At 55.7% G+C, this 21186-nt stretch carries 12 protein-coding genes, 2 tRNA genes, 3 rRNA genes and 2 pseudogenes; 13 read left to right on the forward strand and 6 right to left on the reverse strand.

All coding sequences use genetic code 11. The features are described from left to right. Positions 1-129: 129 nt before the first annotated feature. From L9B60_RS18695 to L9B60_RS18705, 3 genes are all read left to right on the forward strand, one after another. Positions 130-360, forward strand: coding sequence for a hypothetical protein (locus L9B60_RS18695; RefSeq protein ID WP_438865992.1), 231 nt, complete (start codon positions 130-132; stop codon positions 358-360). 67 nt (positions 361-427) lie between these two features. After that, positions 428-1138 carry a UPF0149 family protein gene (locus L9B60_RS18700; protein ID WP_438866145.1) on the forward strand — a complete coding sequence of 237 codons (711 nt, stop codon included), beginning with the start codon at positions 428-430 and terminating at the stop codon, positions 1136-1138. 94 nt (positions 1139-1232) lie between these two features. Beyond that, positions 1233-2399 (forward strand): S8 family peptidase, encoded by a 1167-nt coding sequence (locus tag L9B60_RS18705; protein WP_249672225.1) that lies wholly within the window; start codon positions 1233-1235, stop codon positions 2397-2399. Between the two features lie 65 nt (positions 2400-2464). Here the strand turns inward: L9B60_RS18705 and L9B60_RS18710 are convergent, their stop codons facing one another. After that, on the reverse strand, positions 2465-2956 hold the full coding sequence (locus tag L9B60_RS18710; protein WP_249672226.1) for a hypothetical protein: 492 nt from the start codon (positions 2954-2956) through the stop codon (positions 2465-2467). Between the two features lie 683 nt (positions 2957-3639). On the opposite strand from L9B60_RS18710, the gene L9B60_RS18715 reads away from it, so the two are divergent. From L9B60_RS18715 to L9B60_RS18745, 7 genes are all read left to right on the forward strand, one after another. Then, positions 3640-5176, forward strand: a 16S ribosomal RNA gene (locus L9B60_RS18715). Between the two features lie 123 nt (positions 5177-5299). After that, a tRNA-Ile gene (locus L9B60_RS18720) sits at positions 5300-5376 on the forward strand. Positions 5377-5385: 9 nt separating this feature from the next. Next, positions 5386-5461 (forward strand) — tRNA-Ala (locus tag L9B60_RS18725). A 220-nt stretch (positions 5462-5681) separates the two neighbouring features. Beyond that, positions 5682-8574: ribosomal RNA gene (locus tag L9B60_RS18730) — 23S ribosomal RNA — on the forward strand. Between the two features lie 136 nt (positions 8575-8710). Further along, positions 8711-8826 (forward strand): 5S ribosomal RNA (rrf, locus tag L9B60_RS18735). The 16S, 23S and 5S rRNA genes sit together here with 2 tRNA genes alongside, the layout of an rRNA operon. A 333-nt stretch (positions 8827-9159) precedes the next feature. Next, entirely contained in the window at positions 9160-10047 is an 888-nt protein-coding gene (locus L9B60_RS18740; RefSeq protein WP_249672227.1) for a nitrilase family protein, read from the forward strand. A 95-nt stretch (positions 10048-10142) separates the two neighbouring features. After that, the gene (locus L9B60_RS18745; protein ID WP_249672228.1) at positions 10143-11114 is read left to right on the forward strand and encodes an asparaginase; all 972 of its coding nucleotides are present in this window, start codon (positions 10143-10145) and stop codon (positions 11112-11114) included. A 118-nt stretch (positions 11115-11232) separates the two neighbouring features. On the opposite strand, the gene L9B60_RS18750 is transcribed toward L9B60_RS18745, so the two are convergent. Both L9B60_RS18750 and L9B60_RS18755 read right to left on the reverse strand, forming a co-directional pair. After that, positions 11233-11790, reverse strand: a complete 558-nt coding sequence (locus tag L9B60_RS18750) for a TetR/AcrR family transcriptional regulator (RefSeq protein WP_249672229.1) — start codon at positions 11788-11790, stop codon at positions 11233-11235. Positions 11791-11879: 89 nt separating this feature from the next. Further along, a complete protein-coding gene (locus L9B60_RS18755; protein WP_249672230.1) occupies positions 11880-12566 on the reverse strand; it encodes an iron-containing redox enzyme family protein in 687 nt (228 codons plus the stop codon). A 491-nt stretch (positions 12567-13057) separates the two neighbouring features. Here L9B60_RS18755 and L9B60_RS18760 point away from each other — a divergent pair. The 3 genes and pseudogenes from L9B60_RS18760 (at position 13058) to L9B60_RS30570 (ending at position 15276) form a co-directional block, all read left to right on the forward strand. Beyond that, positions 13058-14419 (forward strand): annotated as a pseudogene (locus L9B60_RS18760) (2OG-Fe dioxygenase family protein). A 41-nt stretch (positions 14420-14460) separates the two neighbouring features. Next, positions 14461-15096 (forward strand): LysE family translocator, encoded by a 636-nt coding sequence (locus tag L9B60_RS18770; protein ID WP_249672233.1) that lies wholly within the window; start codon positions 14461-14463, stop codon positions 15094-15096. Positions 15097-15105: 9 nt separating this feature from the next. Beyond that, the gene (locus L9B60_RS30570) at positions 15106-15276 is read left to right on the forward strand and encodes an Lrp/AsnC ligand binding domain-containing protein (protein WP_369077124.1); all 171 of its coding nucleotides are present in this window, start codon (positions 15106-15108) and stop codon (positions 15274-15276) included. A gap of 233 nt (positions 15277-15509) precedes the next feature. Here L9B60_RS30570 and L9B60_RS18775 read toward each other — a convergent pair whose 3' ends face one another. The 3 genes and pseudogenes from L9B60_RS18775 to L9B60_RS18785 form a co-directional block, all read right to left on the reverse strand. After that, positions 15510-16757 (reverse strand): ribonucleotide-diphosphate reductase subunit beta, encoded by a 1248-nt coding sequence (locus L9B60_RS18775; RefSeq protein WP_249672234.1) that lies wholly within the window; start codon positions 16755-16757, stop codon positions 15510-15512. Between the two features lie 596 nt (positions 16758-17353). Beyond that, complete coding sequence (locus L9B60_RS18780; RefSeq protein WP_249672235.1) at positions 17354-17791, reverse strand: plasmid pRiA4b ORF-3 family protein; 438 nt, start codon at positions 17789-17791, stop codon at positions 17354-17356. A 190-nt stretch (positions 17792-17981) separates the two neighbouring features. After that, positions 17982-20868 (reverse strand): annotated as a pseudogene (locus L9B60_RS18785) (ribonucleoside-diphosphate reductase subunit alpha). Positions 20869-21186 lie beyond the last annotated feature (318 nt).

Genomic DNA, 21186 nt, shown 5'->3' on the forward strand with positions numbered 1-21186 from the left:
CTGCTGGGCGGTGTGAAAAAGGCGATCCAATAGGGTCGCCTTTTTTTGTGCCCGGCAAATCTCATTGAATCCGCGCCCGCCTTGGCAGTCTGTAGTGCATCTACCTGGTGAATTACATAGAGGCCTGCCATGACTGTCTTGCATCAATACCCCGTCAGCTACGCCTTCAATGGCGAACCGCGTCAACATACCTTCGAGCTGGAGGACGACGTGCTGCCCGAGCACTTGGCGGCGCTGCACCTGTTGCAACTGCACTTCGGGGATTCGGAAAACAGCTTGATCATGCCAACGGCAGATGCTTCGCCGCGAGAGATTGTGCAGCAGGCCGGGTTGCTGGGGATTACCCAAGTGCGGGTGTGATGCTGACTGGGTGATATCCTTGGATCGTTCCGTACAGAGCCTAACGTCTTACATCCACGAGTACCCCATGGCCTACACCATCAGCAACGAGCCGCTGACCTTCGAGCAGTTCGATTTCATCCAAGACCAACTGGACCTGCATGCCACCGACGTATCGGTGCGCTCCATCTCGGAAATGGACGGTTTTTTCGCGGCGGTCATCTCCTATAAAGAAGCCATCCACTTCAATGACTGGTACGCCGCGTTTTGGGGTGGGCCGCGCTGTTTGCCCAAGTGGAAAAGCGAGCAGGTCTATCAGCGCTTCTTTGACCTGTTGATCCAGCATCTAAATCAGGTATCGCTGATGCTCGGCGAATACCCTGACGACTTTTCGCCGATCTATAACGAGGCGGAGCACCGCGAGGGGCTGGATATCCGCGATTGGTGCCAGGGGTATGAGCGCGGCACGGCCCTGGGCGATGGTTGGGCGCAACTGCCCGAATCCGAAGCCGGGTATTTGCAGATGATCACGATGCACACGTTGGGTGTGGACGTGATCGGCGCTGACCAAGCCGATCAAGAGGTCAGCACCGAGGACGCGGTCAGCACCGAGGAAGCGGTGACCGGCCTTATTCACGTGGCTGCGGTTACGCTGTTCGACTATTGGTTCGCACTGCGCCCGCCGGAGCAAGACGCGCCGGCCGAGGTTGTTCGTTCAGAGCCCAAGGTAGGCCGTAACGACCCATGCCCCTGTGGCAGTGGCAAGAAGTACAAAAAGTGCTGTGGGGCCGCTGACTAACGCGCCCCGATTTCACGGAAACCATTCCAGCCGCTCTTTAGCGCCCATCAGGCGCAGTCTACGACCTTCATGCATCCGTTTAAGGAACGACCTGATGAAGGACTACATCGTATTGCGCCGCAGTGTGGCCACGCCTGCCCGCGGCTTGTTTGGTAAGGCGGGGGCAAGCAGCGTCGAGGGCCAGCAGATAAACCTCGCCGTCGAGCGTATCCCGGACAAAGCCGTGGCTGAACTGCAAGCCGACCCCGAAGTACAGGTGCTCGCCCCCAAAATGCCAATCAGCCTGATCCGACCCGCCGCCAGTGGTGCCGGTGAGGCGGGCAGCGCATGGGGGCTTGCAGCCGTGGGGGCTAACGATACGCCCTATACAGGTGCGGGCGTTACCGTGGCAGTGCTGGACACCGGCATCGAGGCCAAGCACCCGGCGTTCGAGGGCGTCGAACTCATACAAAAAGACTTTAGCGGGGATGGTAACGGTGACACCGATGGGCATGGTACTCACTGCGCCGGTACGATCTTTGGGCGTGGCAACCCTGTGCGCATAGGCGTCGCCCCCGGCATCAAGCAGGCTTTGATTGGCAAGGTGCTGCAGAACGATGGTGATGGCACCTCCGACATGGTGTTTGACGGCTTGTTGTGGGCGTACCACATGAAAGCCGACATTATTTCCCTATCGCTGGGCTTTGATTTCCCTGGGATGGTCAAGGCAATGACCAGTAGCGGTTGGCCCGTCGAGTTGGCCACCTCCAATGCGCTGGAAGCCTACCGGGGTAACCTGCGCATGTTCGACGCCATCATGGGGCTGCTCAAGGCGCGCGCTGCCTTTGGTGTGTGCCCGCTGGTGGTAGCAGCGGCTGGCAACGAAAGTCGCCGCCAAGTGGACGGAAAATTCTGTATCGCGGCGTCACTACCCGCGGCAGCCGATGATGTTTTATCCGTGGCGGCAGTAGGGCGTGAGGGCGATCGCTTTAAAGTCGCAGACTTTTCCAACACCTTGCCCAGTGTCTGCGCGCCGGGTGTGGATATTTTGTCTGCGCGGCGCGGCGGCACCTTCACAACGCTGAGCGGCACCAGCATGGCTTGCCCGCACGTGGCCGGCGTGGCGGCCTTGTGGTGGGAAGCCATCACGCGTACCGGCAAAAAAGCCAACGCCAGCAATGTGAGGGCCAAGCTGATTGCCCATGCGCGTGTCGACCTGTTTGCTGGCCAAGGTGATGAAAGTGATATTGGCCAGGGCGTGGTCATGGCGCCCAGGGGCTGATCTTGCAGGTCTCTACTCTATATAGAGTGTTGCGCCAAACACTGGATCGCTTGGCGCAACGCGTGTCAGCGTATGGCGCCAGGTGGGGTGGAAGGTACAATCTGCCAGGCTTCGCGGCATTCACGCACGTTGGGGTAGTAGCCCCTGGCCGAAGCGCAGTAATACCAGCTAGGTGCCGAGGGTGGTGGTGAGGGAGGGCTGGCTGCCGTCTGTACAGGCACGGCCTGGTAGGTGTAGGTCGGGGCTGTTTGCACGGGGACGTAATTGTACGCCGGGGCGTAGTACACAGGCGTCGCCGGGTAGTAATAGGTCGGGTAGCTTGAGTAGTAATAGGAATTGACGGCGCTTGCGCCCAGGTAGCCTAACCCCACGCCCAGCCCAAACCCCCACCAGTTACCTGCGTGCCAACTGCCCCCGCCATGCCATCCGCCGCCACCGTGGTAGCCGCCCCCACCGCCATGGCCGTAGTAACCACCGGCTGACACGGGTAATGACAGGCCTGCAAACGCCAGGACCACACTCATTAGAATACAGCGCTTGATCGAGACAGTTTTCATGATGCGTGCCCGCTAAGGACCCATGACGGCGGTTGTGCCTGCGCCACCTGCCCGGCCGCCGTGGGGACCGAGCTGCTTCAGGGCGTAGCTACCTTAATAGTAGTTCAGCTTGAACCTCCCAGCTAAAAGCTGCAAGTGAAGGCGGTAGGCGCTCCTCTTGCGGCTTGTAGCTTAAAGCTTGCAGCATTTTGAAATAAGCGCTTGACGCCTCTGTGGATCTCTCTATAATTCGCCCCACTTCCGGCGCAGACGAAACGGAAAACTTCTTTGGAAACAAAGAGTTAAGCGAAGTAAGCAGTGAGGAAGTGCTTCGATGTTGTAGATCGGAAGCGGTGAAAAAGGTGGTTGACAGCGGTTTGAAACGCTGTAGAATTCGCCTCCCGCAACGAGAGATCGAAGCGAGCCAAGTGTTTGAAGTTCTTAGAGAATCTCTGAAAACTTCGTAAAATAAACGCTTGACAGGCTCTGAGGAAAGCGTAGAATGCGCGCCTCGGTTGAGACGAAAGAATCAACCAACCGCTCTTTAACAATTGAATCAAGCAATTCGTGTGGGTGCTTGTGACTCAGACTGATAGTCAAAAAGATTATCAGCATCACAAGTTACCTCCGCGAGAAATCAAAGATGTAACCAACGATTGCTGAGCCAAGTTTATAAGGTTTTCTCAAAACCTAATTGCAGTATTGAACTGAAGAGTTTGATCATGGCTCAGATTGAACGCTGGCGGCAGGCCTAACACATGCAAGTCGAGCGGATGACAGGAGCTTGCTCCTGAATTCAGCGGCGGACGGGTGAGTAATGCCTAGGAATCTGCCTGGTAGTGGGGGACAACGTTTCGAAAGGAACGCTAATACCGCATACGTCCTACGGGAGAAAGCAGGGGACCTTCGGGCCTTGCGCTATCAGATGAGCCTAGGTCGGATTAGCTAGTTGGTGAGGTAATGGCTCACCAAGGCGACGATCCGTAACTGGTCTGAGAGGATGATCAGTCACACTGGAACTGAGACACGGTCCAGACTCCTACGGGAGGCAGCAGTGGGGAATATTGGACAATGGGCGAAAGCCTGATCCAGCCATGCCGCGTGTGTGAAGAAGGTCTTCGGATTGTAAAGCACTTTAAGGTGGGAGGAAGGGCATTAACCTAATACGTTAGTGTTTTGACGTTACCGCCAGAATAAGCACCGGCTAACTCTGTGCCAGCAGCCGCGGTAATACAGAGGGTGCAAGCGTTAATCGGAATTACTGGGCGTAAAGCGCGCGTAGGTGGTTTGTTAAGTTGAATGTGAAATCCCCGGGCTCAACCTGGGAACTGCATCCAAAACTGGCAAGCTAGAGTATGGTAGAGGGTAGTGGAATTTCCTGTGTAGCGGTGAAATGCGTAGATATAGGAAGGAACACCAGTGGCGAAGGCGACTACCTGGACTGATACTGACACTGAGGTGCGAAAGCGTGGGGAGCAAACAGGATTAGATACCCTGGTAGTCCACGCCGTAAACGATGTCAACTAGCCGTTGGGAGCCTTGAGCTCTTAGTGGCGCAGCTAACGCATTAAGTTGACCGCCTGGGGAGTACGGCCGCAAGGTTAAAACTCAAATGAATTGACGGGGGCCCGCACAAGCGGTGGAGCATGTGGTTTAATTCGAAGCAACGCGAAGAACCTTACCAGGCCTTGACATCCAATGAACTTTCCAGAGATGGATTGGTGCCTTCGGGAACATTGAGACAGGTGCTGCATGGCTGTCGTCAGCTCGTGTCGTGAGATGTTGGGTTAAGTCCCGTAACGAGCGCAACCCTTGTCCTTAGTTACCAGCACGTTATGGTGGGCACTCTAAGGAGACTGCCGGTGACAAACCGGAGGAAGGTGGGGATGACGTCAAGTCATCATGGCCCTTACGGCCTGGGCTACACACGTGCTACAATGGTCGGTACAGAGGGTCGCCAAGCCGCGAGGTGGAGCTAATCTCACAAAACCGATCGTAGTCCGGATCGCAGTCTGCAACTCGACTGCGTGAAGTCGGAATCGCTAGTAATCGCGAATCAGAATGTCGCGGTGAATACGTTCCCGGGCCTTGTACACACCGCCCGTCACACCATGGGAGTGGGTTGCACCAGAAGTAGCTAGTCTAACCCTCGGGAGGACGGTTACCACGGTGTGATTCATGACTGGGGTGAAGTCGTAACAAGGTAGCCGTAGGGGAACCTGCGGCTGGATCACCTCCTTAATCGACGACATCAGCTGTATCATGAGCTCCCACACGAATTGCTTGATTCATTGAAGAAGACGATAGAAGCAGCTTTAAGCTCCAAGCTGATAGCTCAACGCTAACAGTTACGCGCTCGAAATTGGGTCTGTAGCTCAGTTGGTTAGAGCGCACCCCTGATAAGGGTGAGGTCGGCAGTTCGAATCTGCCCAGACCCACCAATTTTGTATGGGGCCATAGCTCAGCTGGGAGAGCGCCTGCCTTGCACGCAGGAGGTCAACGGTTCGATCCCGTTTGGCTCCACCATAAACTGCTTCTGAAAGCTTAGAAATGAGTATTCCATTGAGAATATTGATTTCTAGTCTTTTGATTAGATCGTTCTTTAAAAATTTGGGTATGTGATAGAAAGATAGACTGAACGTTACTTTCACTGGTAACGGATCAGGCTAAGGTAAAATTTGTGAGTAATTACAAGTTTTCGGCGAATGTCGTCTTCATAGTATAACCAGATTGCTTGGGGTTATATGGTCAAGTGAAGAAGCGCATACGGTGGATGCCTTGGCAGTCAGAGGCGATGAAAGACGTGGTAGCCTGCGAAAAGCTTCGGGGAGTCGGCAAACAGACTGTGATCCGGAGATGTCTGAATGGGGGAACCCAGCCATCATAAGATGGTTATCTTAAGCTGAATACATAGGCTTAAGAGGCGAACCAGGGGAACTGAAACATCTAAGTACCCTGAGGAAAAGAAATCAACCGAGATTCCCTTAGTAGTGGCGAGCGAACGGGGACCAGCCCTTAAGTGGCTTTGAGATTAGCGGAACGCTCTGGAAAGTGCGGCCATAGTGGGTGATAGCCCTGTACGCGAAAATCTCTTAGTCATGAAATCGAGTAGGACGGAGCACGAGAAACTTTGTCTGAATATGGGGGGACCATCCTCCAAGGCTAAATACTACTGACTGACCGATAGTGAACTAGTACCGTGAGGGAAAGGCGAAAAGAACCCCGGAGAGGGGAGTGAAATAGATCCTGAAACCGTATGCGTACAAGCAGTGGGAGCAGACTTTGTTCTGTGACTGCGTACCTTTTGTATAATGGGTCAGCGACTTATATTCAGTGGCGAGCTTAACCGAATAGGGGAGGCGTAGCGAAAGCGAGTGTTAATAGCGCGTTTAGTCGCTGGGTATAGACCCGAAACCGGGCGATCTATCCATGGGCAGGTTGAAGGTTGGGTAACACTAACTGGAGGACCGAACCGACTACCGTTGAAAAGTTAGCGGATGACCTGTGGATCGGAGTGAAAGGCTAATCAAGCTCGGAGATAGCTGGTTCTCCTCGAAAGCTATTTAGGTAGCGCCTCATGTATCACTGTAGGGGGTAGAGCACTGTTTCGGCTAGGGGGTCATCCCGACTTACCAAACCGATGCAAACTCCGAATACCTACAAGTGCCGAGCATGGGAGACACACGGCGGGTGCTAACGTCCGTCGTGAAAAGGGAAACAACCCAGACCGTCAGCTAAGGTCCCAAAGTTATGGTTAAGTGGGAAACGATGTGGGAAGGCTTAGACAGCTAGGAGGTTGGCTTAGAAGCAGCCACCCTTTAAAGAAAGCGTAATAGCTCACTAGTCGAGTCGGCCTGCGCGGAAGATGTAACGGGGCTCAAACCATACACCGAAGCTACGGGTATCACCTTCGGGTGATGCGGTAGAGGAGCGTTCTGTAAGCCTGTGAAGGTGAGTTGAGAAGCTTGCTGGAGGTATCAGAAGTGCGAATGCTGACATGAGTAACGACAATGGGTGTGAAAAACACCCACGCCGAAAGACCAAGGTTTCCTGCGCAACGTTAATCGACGCAGGGTTAGTCGGTCCCTAAGGCGAGGCTGAAAAGCGTAGTCGATGGAAAACAGGTTAATATTCCTGTACTTCTGGTTATTGCGATGGAGGGACGGAGAAGGCTAGGCCAGCTTGGCGTTGGTTGTCCAAGTTTAAGGTGGTAGGCTGGAATCTTAGGTAAATCCGGGATTCTAAGGCCGAGAGCTGATGACGAGTTGCCATTAGGCGACGAAGTGGTTGATGCCATGCTTCCAAGAAAAGCTTCTAAGCTTCAGGTAACCAGGAACCGTACCCCAAACCGACACAGGTGGTTGGGTAGAGAATACCAAGGCGCTTGAGAGAACTCGGGTGAAGGAACTAGGCAAAATGGCACCGTAACTTCGGGAGAAGGTGCGCCGGTGAGGGTGAAGGACTTGCTCCGTAAGCTCATGCCGGTCGAAGATACCAGGCCGCTGCGACTGTTTATTAAAAACACAGCACTCTGCAAACACGAAAGTGGACGTATAGGGTGTGACGCCTGCCCGGTGCCGGAAGGTTAATTGATGGGGTTAGCTAACGCGAAGCTCTTGATCGAAGCCCCGGTAAACGGCGGCCGTAACTATAACGGTCCTAAGGTAGCGAAATTCCTTGTCGGGTAAGTTCCGACCTGCACGAATGGCGTAACGATGGCGGCGCTGTCTCCACCCGAGACTCAGTGAAATTGAAATCGCTGTGAAGATGCAGTGTATCCGCGGCTAGACGGAAAGACCCCGTGAACCTTTACTATAGCTTTGCACTGGACTTTGAATTTGCTTGTGTAGGATAGGTGGGAGGCTTTGAAGCGTGGACGCCAGTTCGCGTGGAGCCAACCTTGAAATACCACCCTGGCAACTTTGAGGTTCTAACTCAGGTCCGTTATCCGGATCGAGGACAGTGTATGGTGGGTAGTTTGACTGGGGCGGTCTCCTCCTAAAGAGTAACGGAGGAGTACGAAGGTGCGCTCAGACCGGTCGGAAATCGGTCGTAGAGTATAAAGGCAAAAGCGCGCTTGACTGCGAGACAGACACGTCGAGCAGGTACGAAAGTAGGTCTTAGTGATCCGGTGGTTCTGTATGGAAGGGCCATCGCTCAACGGATAAAAGGTACTCCGGGGATAACAGGCTGATACCGCCCAAGAGTTCATATCGACGGCGGTGTTTGGCACCTCGATGTCGGCTCATCACATCCTGGGGCTGAAGCCGGTCCCAAGGGTATGGCTGTTCGCCATTTAAAGTGGTACGCGAGCTGGGTTTAGAACGTCGTGAGACAGTTCGGTCCCTATCTGCCGTGGACGTTTGAGATTTGAGAGGGGCTGCTCCTAGTACGAGAGGACCGGAGTGGACGAACCTCTGGTGTTCCGGTTGTCACGCCAGTGGCATTGCCGGGTAGCTATGTTCGGGAAAGATAACCGCTGAAAGCATCTAAGCGGGAAACTTGCCTCAAGATGAGATCTCACTGGAACCTTGAGTTCCCTAAAGGGCCGTCGAAGACTACGACGTTGATAGGTTGGGTGTGTAAGCGCTGTGAGGCGTTGAGCTAACCAATACTAATTGCCCGTGAGGCTTGACCATATAACACCCAAGCAATTTGAGTCGAACGACCAGATTGCGGTGTTGTGAAGACGCATTATCCGAAAATTTGTAACTCACAAACATCACATACCCGATTCGCTGGAGTGCCCGCAACGGCATCCTGGCTACAGAATTTCTTGACGACCATAGAGCATTGGAACCACCTGATCCCATCCCGAACTCAGCAGTGAAACGATGCATCGCCGATGGTAGTGTGGGGTTTCCCCATGTGAGAGTAGGTCATCGTCAAGATTAAATTCCGAAACCCCCATCTGCTAACGCAGGTGGGGGTTTTGTCTTTTCTGGCTTGATGGATGTGTGGTGATCTTTTCGCGGATGAATCCGCTCCTACAGACGGCGATCCCTGTAGGAGCGGATTCAGCCGCGAAAAGCACACCCACCCCAAGAAACACCACGCGACGATCTTCGCTCCCCAATCCCTCTCTCCCAGCCTGGCAACGGCTGCATTCTCCACTTGGGAACAGTCTTACGGGCCTACCGGAAACCGCTGACTGGCTCACTCTCGGGAATAGTTTCTTATGGGAACCCCGTTCACCCGAGTGAAAAACAAGAGGGTCAGCCCCCATGTCCACCCCAGCCAGCCCGGTTCGTATCGCCGTCATTCAGTTCGACCCTCAGGTCGGCACGGAGAAGCGCGAGACCAATCTCGCCCACGTCCTGCTCCTGGCCCACCAAGCAGTAGAGCAGGGTGCCAATCTGATTGTGCTGCCCGAACTGGCCACCACCGGCTACGCCTTCACCAACCGAGAAGAAGCGTTCGCCCACGCCGAGCACGTGCCCAGCGGCCCGACCATGAAGCGCTTTCGCGACTTTGCTCGTGAGCACCGTGTTTACCTGACCGTAGGCCTGGTCGAGCGCGACGACGTGATGCTCTACGACACCGCGGCCCTAGTCGGCCCCGACGGCTTCATCGGCAAGTACCGCAAGGCCCATCTGTGGAACCAGGAGAAACTCTGGTTCACCCCCGGCAACCTCGGCTTCCCGGTATTCGATACTCCCATTGGCCGCATCGGCCTGCTGATCTGCTGGGACATCTGGTTCCCCGAGGCGCCACGCCTGCTGGCCCTGCAGGGCGCCGACATCATCTGCACCCTCAACAACTGGGTGTGGACACCACCGCCCCTGTTCGATGCCAGCGGTCAGTGTATGGCTTCATACCTCACCATCACCGCTGCCCACGTCAACAACGTGTTCATTGCCGCCGCCAACCGCATCGGCAGCGACCGCGGCGAGCGCTTCCTGGGTTGCTCGCTGATCGCCGGCACCGGTGGCTGGCCCATCAGCGAAGTGGCCTCGGCGGAAGAGCAGACCATCCTTTACGCCGACGTCGACCTCATGGACGCCCGCAGCGCGCCAATCTGGAACAGCCTTAACGACCTGCCTCGCAACCGCCGCAGCGATCTGTACGACAGCATGCTCGGCTACCACCTACACCCATTGCTGCCGCGCTAAACCCACCTGGCGTGGTGTGCTCGGTCCTGGTGCAGCGCCATCGCCGCGTCCATCGAGACCTCCTGATCACCGCCAACTACTTGCTAGAGCGTTCCATGCCACTACCCACACTCGCCATCGCCGCCCTGGGCGGCACCCTCAGCATGAAAGCCAACCACGCTAACGCCGGCGTGGTTCCCGCCATGGACGCACTCGCCATGGTGCAAGCCATACCGCAACTCGCCCACCTGGCCCAGGTGCACGCTGAAACGCTGCAACTGGTCCCCAGCGCCTCGCTCGGCTTCAAGCAACTGCTCGACGCACTGCACTGGGCTGATGCTCAAGTGAAAGCTGGCGTACAAGGCGTCATCATCACCCAAGGCACCGACACCCTCGAAGAAAGCGCCTGGTTCCTGGACCTGCTCTGGCCCCACGACACCCCGCTGATCCTCACCGGCGCCATGCGCCCGGCCAGCCACCCGCAACCCGACGGCCCCGCCAACCTGCTTACCGCCGCTACCGTCGCCCTGGCCCCGCAAAGCCGCGGCCGTGGCGTGCTGGTTGTGATGAACGAACGCGTTCACACCGCCCGGCACGTACGCAAGACCCACAGCCTGGCGTTGCACGCCTTCACCTCACCAGGCCACGGCCCGGTCGGCGTCATGGCCCAAGGGCACTTGGTTTACATACGGGCGCCCGAAGCGCGCACGCCGCTGCCGGTACCCGAACATACCGATCACGACGTGGCCTTATTGGAAGCCACGTTGGGTGCGCAAACCAGGGTGCTCGACCAAGTGGTGCCGTTGGGGTATGCGGGTTTGGTAGTGAACGGGTTCGGTGCCGGGCATGTGCCTGAGCCCTGGGCGCAACGATTAGGCGCCATCGCCGAGGTGCTGCCAGTGGTCGTGGCCACGCGAACGGGCGAGGGGAGTACGGCGTACAGGGAATATGGGTATGCGGGTGGGGAAATCGATCTGCAGCAGCGTGGGGTCGTGATGGCGGGCGAGTTGTGTGGCAGGAAGTGTCGGGTGTTGATGTGGGTATTGACGGGGTGTGGTAGAGCTAGGCAGATCAATGAATACCTTTAGCGGAAAAAATGGGGGAATCACTCGAATACCAGGCTCATTTTCGAAGGCATCCAGAGCCTGTTCAGCCGCTTTTAAATGGGCTCCCTCTGCAACGATGCCCGATCAGGTGAATGGCTTCTCAACCGCACGGCTCAGTCAGCAACTGAGCGGCAATTTTCCACGCCTCTTGCGCGGAGTTCTTCTCACCCAAAATTTTTTCTGCCAGGGTCGCGCCGTCCAGCAACATAACTAGTATCGGGGCGAGTTGTTCGGCGCGCTGATGGGAGCAAAGGGGAACAAGAAGGTCGCGAACGAAAGCGATCAGCCCACGCTTTTGACGTGCGCTGATAATATGCATTCGGCTGGTTCTATCGGGAAACTCAGCTGCCGCCAGTGCGAACATGCATCCAAAGAAATCAGGGTGTAAAAACCACTCGGCGTGCCAGTCAAAAACCCGTTCCAGGCGAGCCATTGGCGTGTGGGCCGGCATGACAAACGCTGTCAGGGATATTTGGCAAGCTTCAAGCCGTTGTTCAAGCACTTCGCAAATCAGATCGGACTTGCTAGGGAAATAGCGGTAGCAGGTTTTTTTCGCAACGCCGGCTGCCAAGATAATAGAATCTATACCAACCGAATGATAACCGCTCTGGTTAAATAGCGTCAGGGCGGTATCGAGGATGTGCTGTCGCTTGTCCAAACGTGTACCACCTGCTAAAAATTAAGGGTGGCAGATGGTATCACGTTGATATAAAAGACCGGAATGAAACCGGTCGTTTTTCAATGGATTCAGGGAAGGTCTAGCGCGTTGATGGTGTCCAGCAGGGTATCGTAATACCGGGCGCACGACGCAAGGCGAAGGCAGGCGCCTAATAGAATTTCCGATTCAGCGTTGGGGGTTCTCAGTACCGTAGGTTGGATGACATTGTCTAACCAGCCCTGCCCGTGTACCACGTCGACTGTAATGTGCTCTGAGTAATACTGGATTGTTTCTGCGGCTATGCCTGACTCATTCCAGAGATTCTGGACCAACTCTGCCCTAGCGCTGTCCTGCGTACCTACTAGGCTTAATGCAATTAAATCGAAGAAGCGCAAGTTCAAGGCGCTGTCTGATTCAAAAAACTTAATCATCTGCGCTCGGTTTGCATTCGTTTCCAAGAAGTCAAACAGCGGGTGGTGGGACGCTCGATGGTTTTTCCACAGGCTCGTTATGTTAGATACGATCAACTCGGAGCCGCCGGTTTGAATAGGCGGGGCTTCTCGAGTTAAAAAGGCCATCCATTCAGACTCGATCATCAGCCTGAAAGTCGTGAGGTGCGGGTTGTATTGATTGAATGCAGCGGGGTTTTCAGGTTGGCAGGTATGCAGTGAATAAAGAAGGTACAAGCTCGCATGGATTTCGAACAGCGCATTAGTGTCGTTGGACGTAAAGGCGTTCGCCAATGTATTTTTACCTGAGCGCAATGCGCTTGACAAAAACTGGCATCTTGCGCGAGAAAACTATCTAAGTCCAATTGCTGAATAATATGTTCGATGCCTACCTGTAAAGGCCACTGAAGCACAAGCGTGTGCGGCTTGGCAGTCGCGTCGACCGTTGCAGATATAGGATCATTGAGAACATTGTTTTTTTGATAGAAACCAGCATCTACAGCTCCATTGAGCACCTTGTACAAGCGTGCAAGATTCCATTTTCAGGGTGTTTGTTGTAGTTGTGAGTAAGCGTTGCATTATTTGAGGCGCACGGAAATTAATTCAGGTGGTTTGGAAAGTCAACGGAAAACACTTTTTTCTGGTAGGGTAGACAATGTTGTCTCCTTTGCGTAAATTCCTCCGGCTCTCATCCATCAGGCCTGTAAGCCTAGCGATGATTGAGAGGGTGTACTATTTTTCCCTGTCCTGCCGGCTGGCTGCCGGTGATCGCTAAGGAATAGGGGGTGTAACTAGACCATTCGGATAAGGTCAGCATGATGCTAGAAGCCGTTTTGAAAGACTCGCCTTACCGTTTACTGCCGTTTGATATCAGCAGCCTTCCCCAGGCGCTGTTCGCTTCGTTTGAAACGCTGAGCCAAGATCGCTACATGAAACCCGGTAATACCTACCGGTTCCGGGCCTTTTCTCAAGGCTTGCTGGTGGGGCACGAGATCTACTGGCAGGAAGATTGTGATTTTATTCAGTCCCCCAGCTTGAACGCCTACATGGGCGGCGTAAGTCGGGTATTCGATCCGCTATCGGCTGCCACACGAGGCGCTGTCCAGCAACTGGTTACGGCCATCCCCTGTTTTGAGCCTGGCGGCCAGCAGAAGCTTGAACTGGGTTGCCATCAGATTCGGATCACCGTGTCCGAGGAGGACATCGGTCGGCCCGCTCCGGAAGGGTTTCATCGTGATGGATTTGAGCACCTCCTGATCGTCAGCCTGGCGGCTAAAAATATTTACGGTGGCCTCACGCTCCTTCGCCCGGTGGGTCAGCGAGCAGCAACTGAGCTGTTCAACTGCGAGTTGGAGCCAGGTGCGGCGTTGCTTATCGATGATCAATCGCTTGAGCATTACACAACGCCCATCACTCACAAAATCCCAGGCAATGGCTTCAGGGACGTTATGGTCATCATGCTAACGTGGAAGCCGGGTAGCCCCTTCCCAATCGATGAGTTGAGGCGATCGGTTACCTCCAATACCAAGCTGCTGATTTTGAACTCGCCGAGTAATCCGATAGGTTCGGCCATCAGCCCGCGTGAGTGGCACGAGGTTCACGAGCTTTGCAGTGCACGAGGGGTTCGCGTGCTCAACGAAGAGGAATACCTGACGGACTTTAAACAATCGGTTGCCTCCCTGGCGAGCGATTCGAATTTGGTCAGCGGTCTTTCCAAGGTTTTCGGCCTGCCTGCGTTACGGATCGGCTGGGCAGTTTGCGATAAAAGCACTATTGAAAAAATGGTCAATTACAAGCGTTATACCAGCGTTTCCAATTCACTGCTGTGTGAAAATATTTAGATTGCTGCACTGGACAATGCGCCTGGCAATATTGCGCGCTATAACGAATATTTAACCTCGGGCTTGACGCAGTTAATGAGCTTCAGTGAGCAATACAAGGATTCACTGACACTGATTACGGCACAGAATACGCCATTTGCCTGGTTTAACTTGAACCTGCCGATGACCTCCATGGCGTTCGCCGAACGGCTATTGGCCGAAGAACGGTTGCTGGTGATGCCGGCAGAAGTGTTCGGCTATACCCAAGGAATTCGCGTGACCTACGCCCGCGATGCGGCGCAGTTGCAGGAAGGTTTCAAGCGCATTGGCAATTTGCTCGACTCGGTCGCTTATAAGTAATGGGCTGCGCTGCGGCGCAGCCTCACTCGGTGGGGGATATTATGGAAGCTGCAACGCTTATCTCATTTGTTATTTATTCTTTTGTTACTTCGGTAACGCCTGGCCCCAACAACTTTATGCTAACCGCATCGGGGGTTAATTTCGGCTTTAAAAGGAGTATTCCACATATAGTGGGAATTGGCTTTGGCTTTGGCCTGATGGTAGCCATGGTCGGGTTCGGCTTGGGCAGCATTCTGATTCAATCGCCCGTTTTGTTGGAGTCCATGCGGGTGGTGGGCATTGTCTATTTGTTGTATCTGGCGTGGAAGATCGCCAACGCCGGAGCGGCAACGGGTGAAGGTAAAGTCGAGCGGCCCATGGGCTTTATCAACGCGGCGGTGTTTCAATGGATCAATCCCAAGGCCTGGATCATGACCATGGGGGCTATCACCACCTATACCAATAGCGGCAGCCATGTTTCAACTTTTTTGTTGATTGGCTTGATTTACGGAATCATCAGTATCCCCAGCGTAGGCGTATGGGCTTTGGTCGGCGAGCGCTTTCAAACGCTGTTGAACAGCGGTCGCGCCGTAGCGATATTCAACATCACCATGGGCGGGTTGCTGGCATTCTCTACCATCAGTTCGATGGTGGAATCCTATCAGTTTATTAAACCCTATCTTGTGGTCGCTATTTAAGGGTCAATGATGAAACTTGTCATACGCGATATTGATCATTTCCAGTCTTTTTTGGCAGAAACACTTGGCCCAGTATTGGGCATAAAGAGCCTGCGCTCCAGCTTCGTACTAAGAACGGTTGTAGACCGCACTGATCTCCCCTTAATAGATGTTTTAGTGCGTAGCGCTTCCGACATTTGAATTGGTCACATTCACGATAGAGTAACCTACTATGATGCTCAAGGATCCTTCCAGTAAATATCGTCACTTCACCACGGTTGATTTGCCCGAATCAGAGCCTTTTTAAACGCCGCAGAGGCATCCTCGATAGCTTCAGCCGTCATCGGTCCGTCAGATGTGGGTTCTAATCGATTGGCAAAAAAAAAGGCCGCCTCTCGGCGACCTCCTTTATAAGACCTAAGCTAGATTGAACATCAATCCCAGCTCAAAGCCCCACCCGTCTGATACTCAATAACCCGAGTCTCAAAGAAGTTCTTCTCCTTCTTCAAGTCCATAATCTCGCTCATCCAAGGGAACGGGTTAGTAGTCCCTGGATACTCTTCCTTCAACCCAATCTGCGACAACCGACGGTTAGCAATAAACTTCAGGTAATCTTCCATCATCGCCGCGTTCATGCCCAACACGCCGCGAGGCATGGTGTCACGTGCGTATTCGATCTCCAGCTGAGTGCCCTGCAGAATCATCTGCGAAGCCTCTTCCTTCAACTCAGCATCCCACAGGTGCGGGTTTTCGATTTTGATCTGGTTGATCACGTCGATGCCAAAGTTCAGGTGCATGGACTCGTCGCGCAGGATGTACTGGAACTGTTCTGCCACGCCGGTCATTTTGTTGCGGCGGCCCATGGAAAGGATCTGGGTGAAGCCGCAGTAGAAGAAGATGCCTTCCAGTACGCAGTAGTAGGCGATCAGGTTGCGCAGCAGCTCTTTGTCGGTCTCGACGGTGCCGGTGTTGAATTCCGGGTCGGAGATGGCGCGGGTGTATTTCAGGCCCCAGGCTGCCTTTTTGGCGACCGATGGGATCTCGTGGTACATGTTGAAGATTTCGCCTTCATCCATGCCCAGCGATTCGATGCAGTACTGGTAGGCGTGGGTGTGGATCGCTTCTTCGAAGGCCTGGCGCAGGATGTACTGGCGGCACTCCGGATTGGTGATCAGGCGGTACACGGCCAGCGCCAGGTTGTTGGCAACCAGGGAGTCGGCGGTGCTGAAGAAGCCCAGGTTGCGCATCACGATGCGACGTTCGTCGTCGGTCAGGCCTTCGGGGTTGCGCCACACGGCGATGTCGGCGGTCATGTTGACCTCTTGCGGCATCCAGTGGTTGGCGCAGCCGTCCAGGTACTTCTGCCAGGCCCAGTCGTACTTGAAGGGTACGAGTTGGTTGAGGTCGGCGCGGCAGTTGATCATGCGCTTTTCGTCAACGGCGACACGGGCCGCGGAGCCTTCGAGCTCGGCCAGGCCTTCGGCGACGTCGAGTTTGTCGAGGGCGGCCTTGGCCTTGATGATCGCGGCAGAGTCATTGGCGGTGACGGCACGGGCTTCCTGGGCAGCACCGGCACCGGCGCTGTCGAGTTTGTCCATGGCCGCTTCGCTGGCGTGGCCAGCGTTTGCGCCTTTGGCGGGTTCTGCTGCGTCTTCTTTGTCGAATTCGTCCCAGCTCAGCATGGTGATGAGGCTCCTGCTCGAGGGTCACGCGGGGGTGACCGTTTGGATTTTAAGATGAGGTTGCCGTTGGCCGTTTAGCGCACGAAGGCTCGACGGACAGCATTTCTAATGGGTTCGGATTTGCCCAGTTGCTACGTTTCGCGGCAACCGCTGCGGATGATCGGAATCAGCAGTGACGCTTGCGAGGAACGGCGGGGTTGAGGCCGAAATCAGGTACGCAAGTCATCATGGTTTTTGCCCTATGTTGGGGGATGCGATTATACGGAATATTGCAGCGTCCGTGTTCATCGTAGCGCAATCAATTCGCTATTTAGGGTGGGGCTTTTTGGGGCCCTTGATTTGCAAACAGATTTTGCCTGGATACGCGTATGAATCGCGTATGTGGTGTTAACGGTCGTTTGTAGGCACTAAATATAGTGTTTTGGGGGCGGGATCGCAAGGTTGTTTGCGAGAAGTTTCTAACGATGCGGCGATAGGGCGCGGCGGGGTTGGGTGTGTAGATTGTAGGTGTTTTCCAAGCTTCGTCCGGTCTCACAGGGGGTGTAGCGGCCTGTGCCTGCCAGCGCAGGCTGGCAGCAGCGGCTACACCGCGCGAGTTAGGGCAGCAGGTCCCTGAGGTATTCGTTGGTTTCGCGCAGATTGAACCGCTCCGGGTTGAACAGCCATGGGCCGTACCAGTCTTGAGCGTCATGAAAGCGAGGGTGGTTGTAGTCTGTCATTGCGGCGCGAAAGTCTTCGTAGCCGTGTGGGCCACCCACGTCTTCCGGCGGGCAGGCGTTGGCGCCTTCGATACAGTAGGGCACGCGTTTGCGAGGTGGAGCAGGGATGGTGGTTTCGACGGTAATGCGGTGTTCCCAGCCGTCGCCGAAGTCGTACAGGTAGTCGAAGGCCTTGGTGCCGCTGAGGGCCTTGGTCAGGGTTTTGCGGGCTTGATTGTTAATCGGCAGGAGGCCGTCGGGTTCGGTGGCCTGCAGTTCAATGTGCAAAACCAGCAGGTTTGGCGGACTTTTTTTCGGGCGAGCGGTTTTGACCATGGGAGGTTTCACGAGGTCGACGGGATTAGGCGGGAGGGTAGCAGTTTTTGGTATTGCACCAGCAGGGAAAGGCCTCTGGCGAGCAAGCTCTGCTCCCACAGTTTACCGGGCAAGCTTTGCTTGCACAGTTACCGAGCAGGCACAAAAAAGCCAACCCGAAGGTTGGCCTTATCGTGTTGCTAGCTACGCTTTACTGGCAAGCTTCGCAATCCGGCTCGTCGATCGCGCACGCTTTTGGCACGGGCGCTGGGCCGGCCGGGGCGGTTTGGATGCGGCGAGGTGTCGCCGCCGCTCGACACGGCGTTCAGCTTGCCGGTGTTGATGGTCGACTTCTCGGTGCTGGTCGCGGCCAGGGCACGGAGGTAGTAGGTGGTTTTCAGGCCACGGTACCAAGCCATGCGGTAGGTCACGTCCAGCTTCTTGCCCGAGGCGCCGGCGATGTACAGGTTCAGCGACTGAGCCTGGTCGATCCACTTCTGGCGACGGCTGGCGGCGTCGACGATCCACTTGGTGTCCACTTCGAAAGCAGTCGCGTAGAGGTCTTTGAGCTCTTGCGGGATGCGCTCGATCTGTTGCACCGAACCATCGTAGTATTTCAGGTCGTTGATCATGACCGAGTCCCACAGGCCGCGGGCTTTCAGGTCGCGAACCAGGTAGGGGTTGATCACGGTGAATTCGCCCGACAGGTTCGATTTCACGTACAGGTTCTGGTAAGTCGGTTCGATCGACTGCGATACGCCAGTAATGTTGGCGATGGTGGCGGTCGGTGCGATGGCCATGATGTTGGAGTTACGAATACCCTTCTGAACGCGGGCACGTACCGGCGCCCAGTCCAGGGATTCGTTGAGGTCCACATCGATGTACTTCTGGCCACGGGCTTCGATCAGGATCTGTTGCGAGTCCAGTGGCAAGATGCCTTTGGACCACAGCGAACCCTGGAACGTCTCGTAGGCGCCGCGCTCGTCGGCCAGGTCGCAAGAAGCCTGGATGGCGAAGTAGCTGACCGCTTCCATCGACTTGTCGGCGAACTCGACGGCAGCGTCCGAGCCGTACGGGATGTGCTGCAGGTACAGGGCGTCCTGGAAGCCCATGATGCCCAAGCCCACCGGGCGGTGCTTGAAGTTGGAGTTCTTGGCCTGTGGCACCGAGTAGTAGTTGATGTCGATGACGTTATCGAGCATGCGTACTGCGGTGTTCACGGTGCGCTCAAGCTTGGCGGTGTCCAGCTTGCCGTTCACGATGTGGTTCGGCAGGTTGATCGAGCCCAGGTTGCAAACGGCGATCTCGTCCTTGTTGGTGTTCAAGGTGATCTCGGTGCACAGGTTCGAGCTGTGGACCACACCCACGTGCTGCTGCGGGGAGCGCAGGTTGCACGGGTCTTTGAAGGTCAGCCATGGGTGGCCGGTTTCAAACAGCATGGACAGCATTTTACGCCACAGGTCTTTGGCCTGGATGGTTTTGAACACCTTGATCTTGTTGTACTCGGTCAGGGCTTCGTAGTACTCGTAGCGCTCTTCGAAAGCCTTGCCGGTCAGGTCGTGCAGATCAGGCACTTCGTTGGGCGAGAACAGGGTCCACTTGCCGTCATCGAAGACGCGCTTCATGAACAGGTCGGGGATCCAGTTGGCCGTGTTCATGTCGTGGGTACGACGGCGATCGTCACCGGTGTTTTTACGCAGCTCGATGAATTCTTCGATGTCCAGGTGCCAGGTTTCCAGGTAGGCGCACACGGCGCCTTTGCGCTTGCCGCCCTGGTTGACCGCGACGGCGGTGTCGTTCACCACTTTCAGGAACGGCACGACGCCTTGCGACTTGCCGTTGGTGCCCTTGATGTACGAACCCAGTGCACGCACAGGCGTCCAGTCGTTGCCCAGGCCGCCGGCGAATTTGGACAACATGGCGTTGTCGTGGATGGCGCCGTAGATGCCCGACAGGTCGTCTGGCACGGTGGTCAGGTAGCAGCTGGACAGTTGCGGGCGCAGGGTGCCGGCGTTGAACAGGGTTGGGGTCGACGACATGTAGTCGAAGGACGACAACAGGTTGTAGAACTCGATCGCACGGTCTTCTTTGTTCTTCTCTTCGATCGCCAGGCCCATGGCCACGCGCATGAAGAAGATTTGTGGCAGTTCGAAGCGCACGCCATCCTTGTGGATGAAGTAGCGGTCGTACAGGGTTTGCAGGCCCAGGTAGGTGAATTGCTGATCGCGCTCGTGGTTGATCGCCTTGCCCAGTTTTTCCAGGTCGAAGGTGGCCAGCACCGGGTTCAGCAGTTCGAATTCGATACCCTTGGCGACGTAGGCAGGCAGGGCCTTGGCATACATGTCGACCATTTCGTGGTGGGTGGCGCTGTCCGCTACCTGCAGGAAGCTCAGGCCTTCGGCACGCAAGGTGTCCATCAACAGGCGGGCGGTAACGAACGAGTAGTTCGGCTCACGCTCCACCAGGGTGCGCGCGGTCATCACCAAGGCGGTGTTGACGTCTTTGAGGGCGACGCCGTCGTAGAGGTTTTTCAGGGTTTCGCGCTGGATCAGGTCGCCGTCGACTTCTTCCAGGCCTTCGCACGCTTCGGTGATGATGGTGTTCAGGCGGCCCATGTCCAGCGGCGCGAAGCTGCCGTCGTCACGGGTGATGCGGATGCTTGGGTGGGCTTCGACCGGGGCTTCGGACGGGGCGCGGGTGGCGCGTTCCTTGGAGCGGTCGTTGCGGTAGATCACGTAGTCGCGGGCTACTTTCTGCTCGCCGGCACGCATCAGCGCCAGTTCGACCTGGTCCTGGATTTCTTCGATGTGGATGGTGCCGCCCGAAGGCATGCGACGCTTGAAGGTGGCAGTGACCTGTTCGGTCAGGCGCGCCACGGTGTCGTGGATGCGCGACGAGGCAGCAGCGGTGCCGCCTTCAACTGCGAGGAAGGCCTTGGTGATGGCGACGGTGATCTTGTCATCGGTGTAAGGAACGACAGTGCCGTTACGCTTGATCACACGCAATTGACCGGGCGCGGTGGCGTTCAGATCCTGGTTGGAGTCTGTTGCCTGGGGCACCTGGCCTTGCGGGTTCTCGCGAGTTGTGTCGGTTTGCATCTGTGTCTCCACATTCTTAATGTTTGTTTAGGCACCATGGGGGTGCCTACCGTTCCATCTCGAAGCAGCGCACCGGGCGACCTGTGGCACAAGAACGTGGCAACGGGGCACGCCATTGACTGGGGCCCTGTGCTGCACGACGTTGTCACACCCCCCGGATCGCCGGGTGTTCATGTTACGAATGGTCTGGAATAGGCTTCTTCGAAATCCCATCCCTGGTTGAAAACTGCTAGGCCTGCACGTTCTGCGTTGCAACACCCGTACCGCTTCACTGCTGCCTTTCGCGTGTGCGCCAGGGCATGAAAAAAACGCTTGCTC

It is taken from the genome of Pseudomonas abieticivorans (assembly GCF_023509015.1).
In the GTDB taxonomy this organism is placed as follows: domain Bacteria; phylum Pseudomonadota; class Gammaproteobacteria; order Pseudomonadales; family Pseudomonadaceae; genus Aquipseudomonas; species Aquipseudomonas abieticivorans.

Bases quoted from the DNA above. Each gene is read 5' to 3' on its own strand.
- L9B60_RS18745 (WP_249672228.1), top strand. From the start codon at position 10,143: ATGCCACTACCCACACTCGCCATCGCCGCCCTGGGCGGCACCCTCAGC.
- L9B60_RS18740 (WP_249672227.1), top strand. From the start codon at position 9,160: ATGTCCACCCCAGCCAGCCCGGTTCGTATCGCCGTCATTCAGTTCGAC.
- L9B60_RS18770 (WP_249672233.1), top strand. From the start codon at position 14,461: ATGGAAGCTGCAACGCTTATCTCATTTGTTATTTATTCTTTTGTTACT.
- L9B60_RS18700 (WP_438866145.1), top strand. From the start codon at position 428: ATGGCCTACACCATCAGCAACGAGCCGCTGACCTTCGAGCAGTTCGAT.
- L9B60_RS18775 (WP_249672234.1), bottom strand. From the start codon at position 16,757: ATGCTGAGCTGGGACGAATTCGACAAAGAAGACGCAGCAGAACCCGCC.
- L9B60_RS18780 (WP_249672235.1), bottom strand. From the start codon at position 17,791: ATGGTCAAAACCGCTCGCCCGAAAAAAAGTCCGCCAAACCTGCTGGTT.
- L9B60_RS18695 (WP_438865992.1), top strand. From the start codon at position 130: ATGACTGTCTTGCATCAATACCCCGTCAGCTACGCCTTCAATGGCGAA.
- L9B60_RS18705 (WP_249672225.1), top strand. From the start codon at position 1,233: ATGAAGGACTACATCGTATTGCGCCGCAGTGTGGCCACGCCTGCCCGC.
- L9B60_RS18710 (WP_249672226.1), bottom strand. From the start codon at position 2,956: ATGAAAACTGTCTCGATCAAGCGCTGTATTCTAATGAGTGTGGTCCTG.
- L9B60_RS30570 (WP_369077124.1), top strand. From the start codon at position 15,106: ATGAAACTTGTCATACGCGATATTGATCATTTCCAGTCTTTTTTGGCA.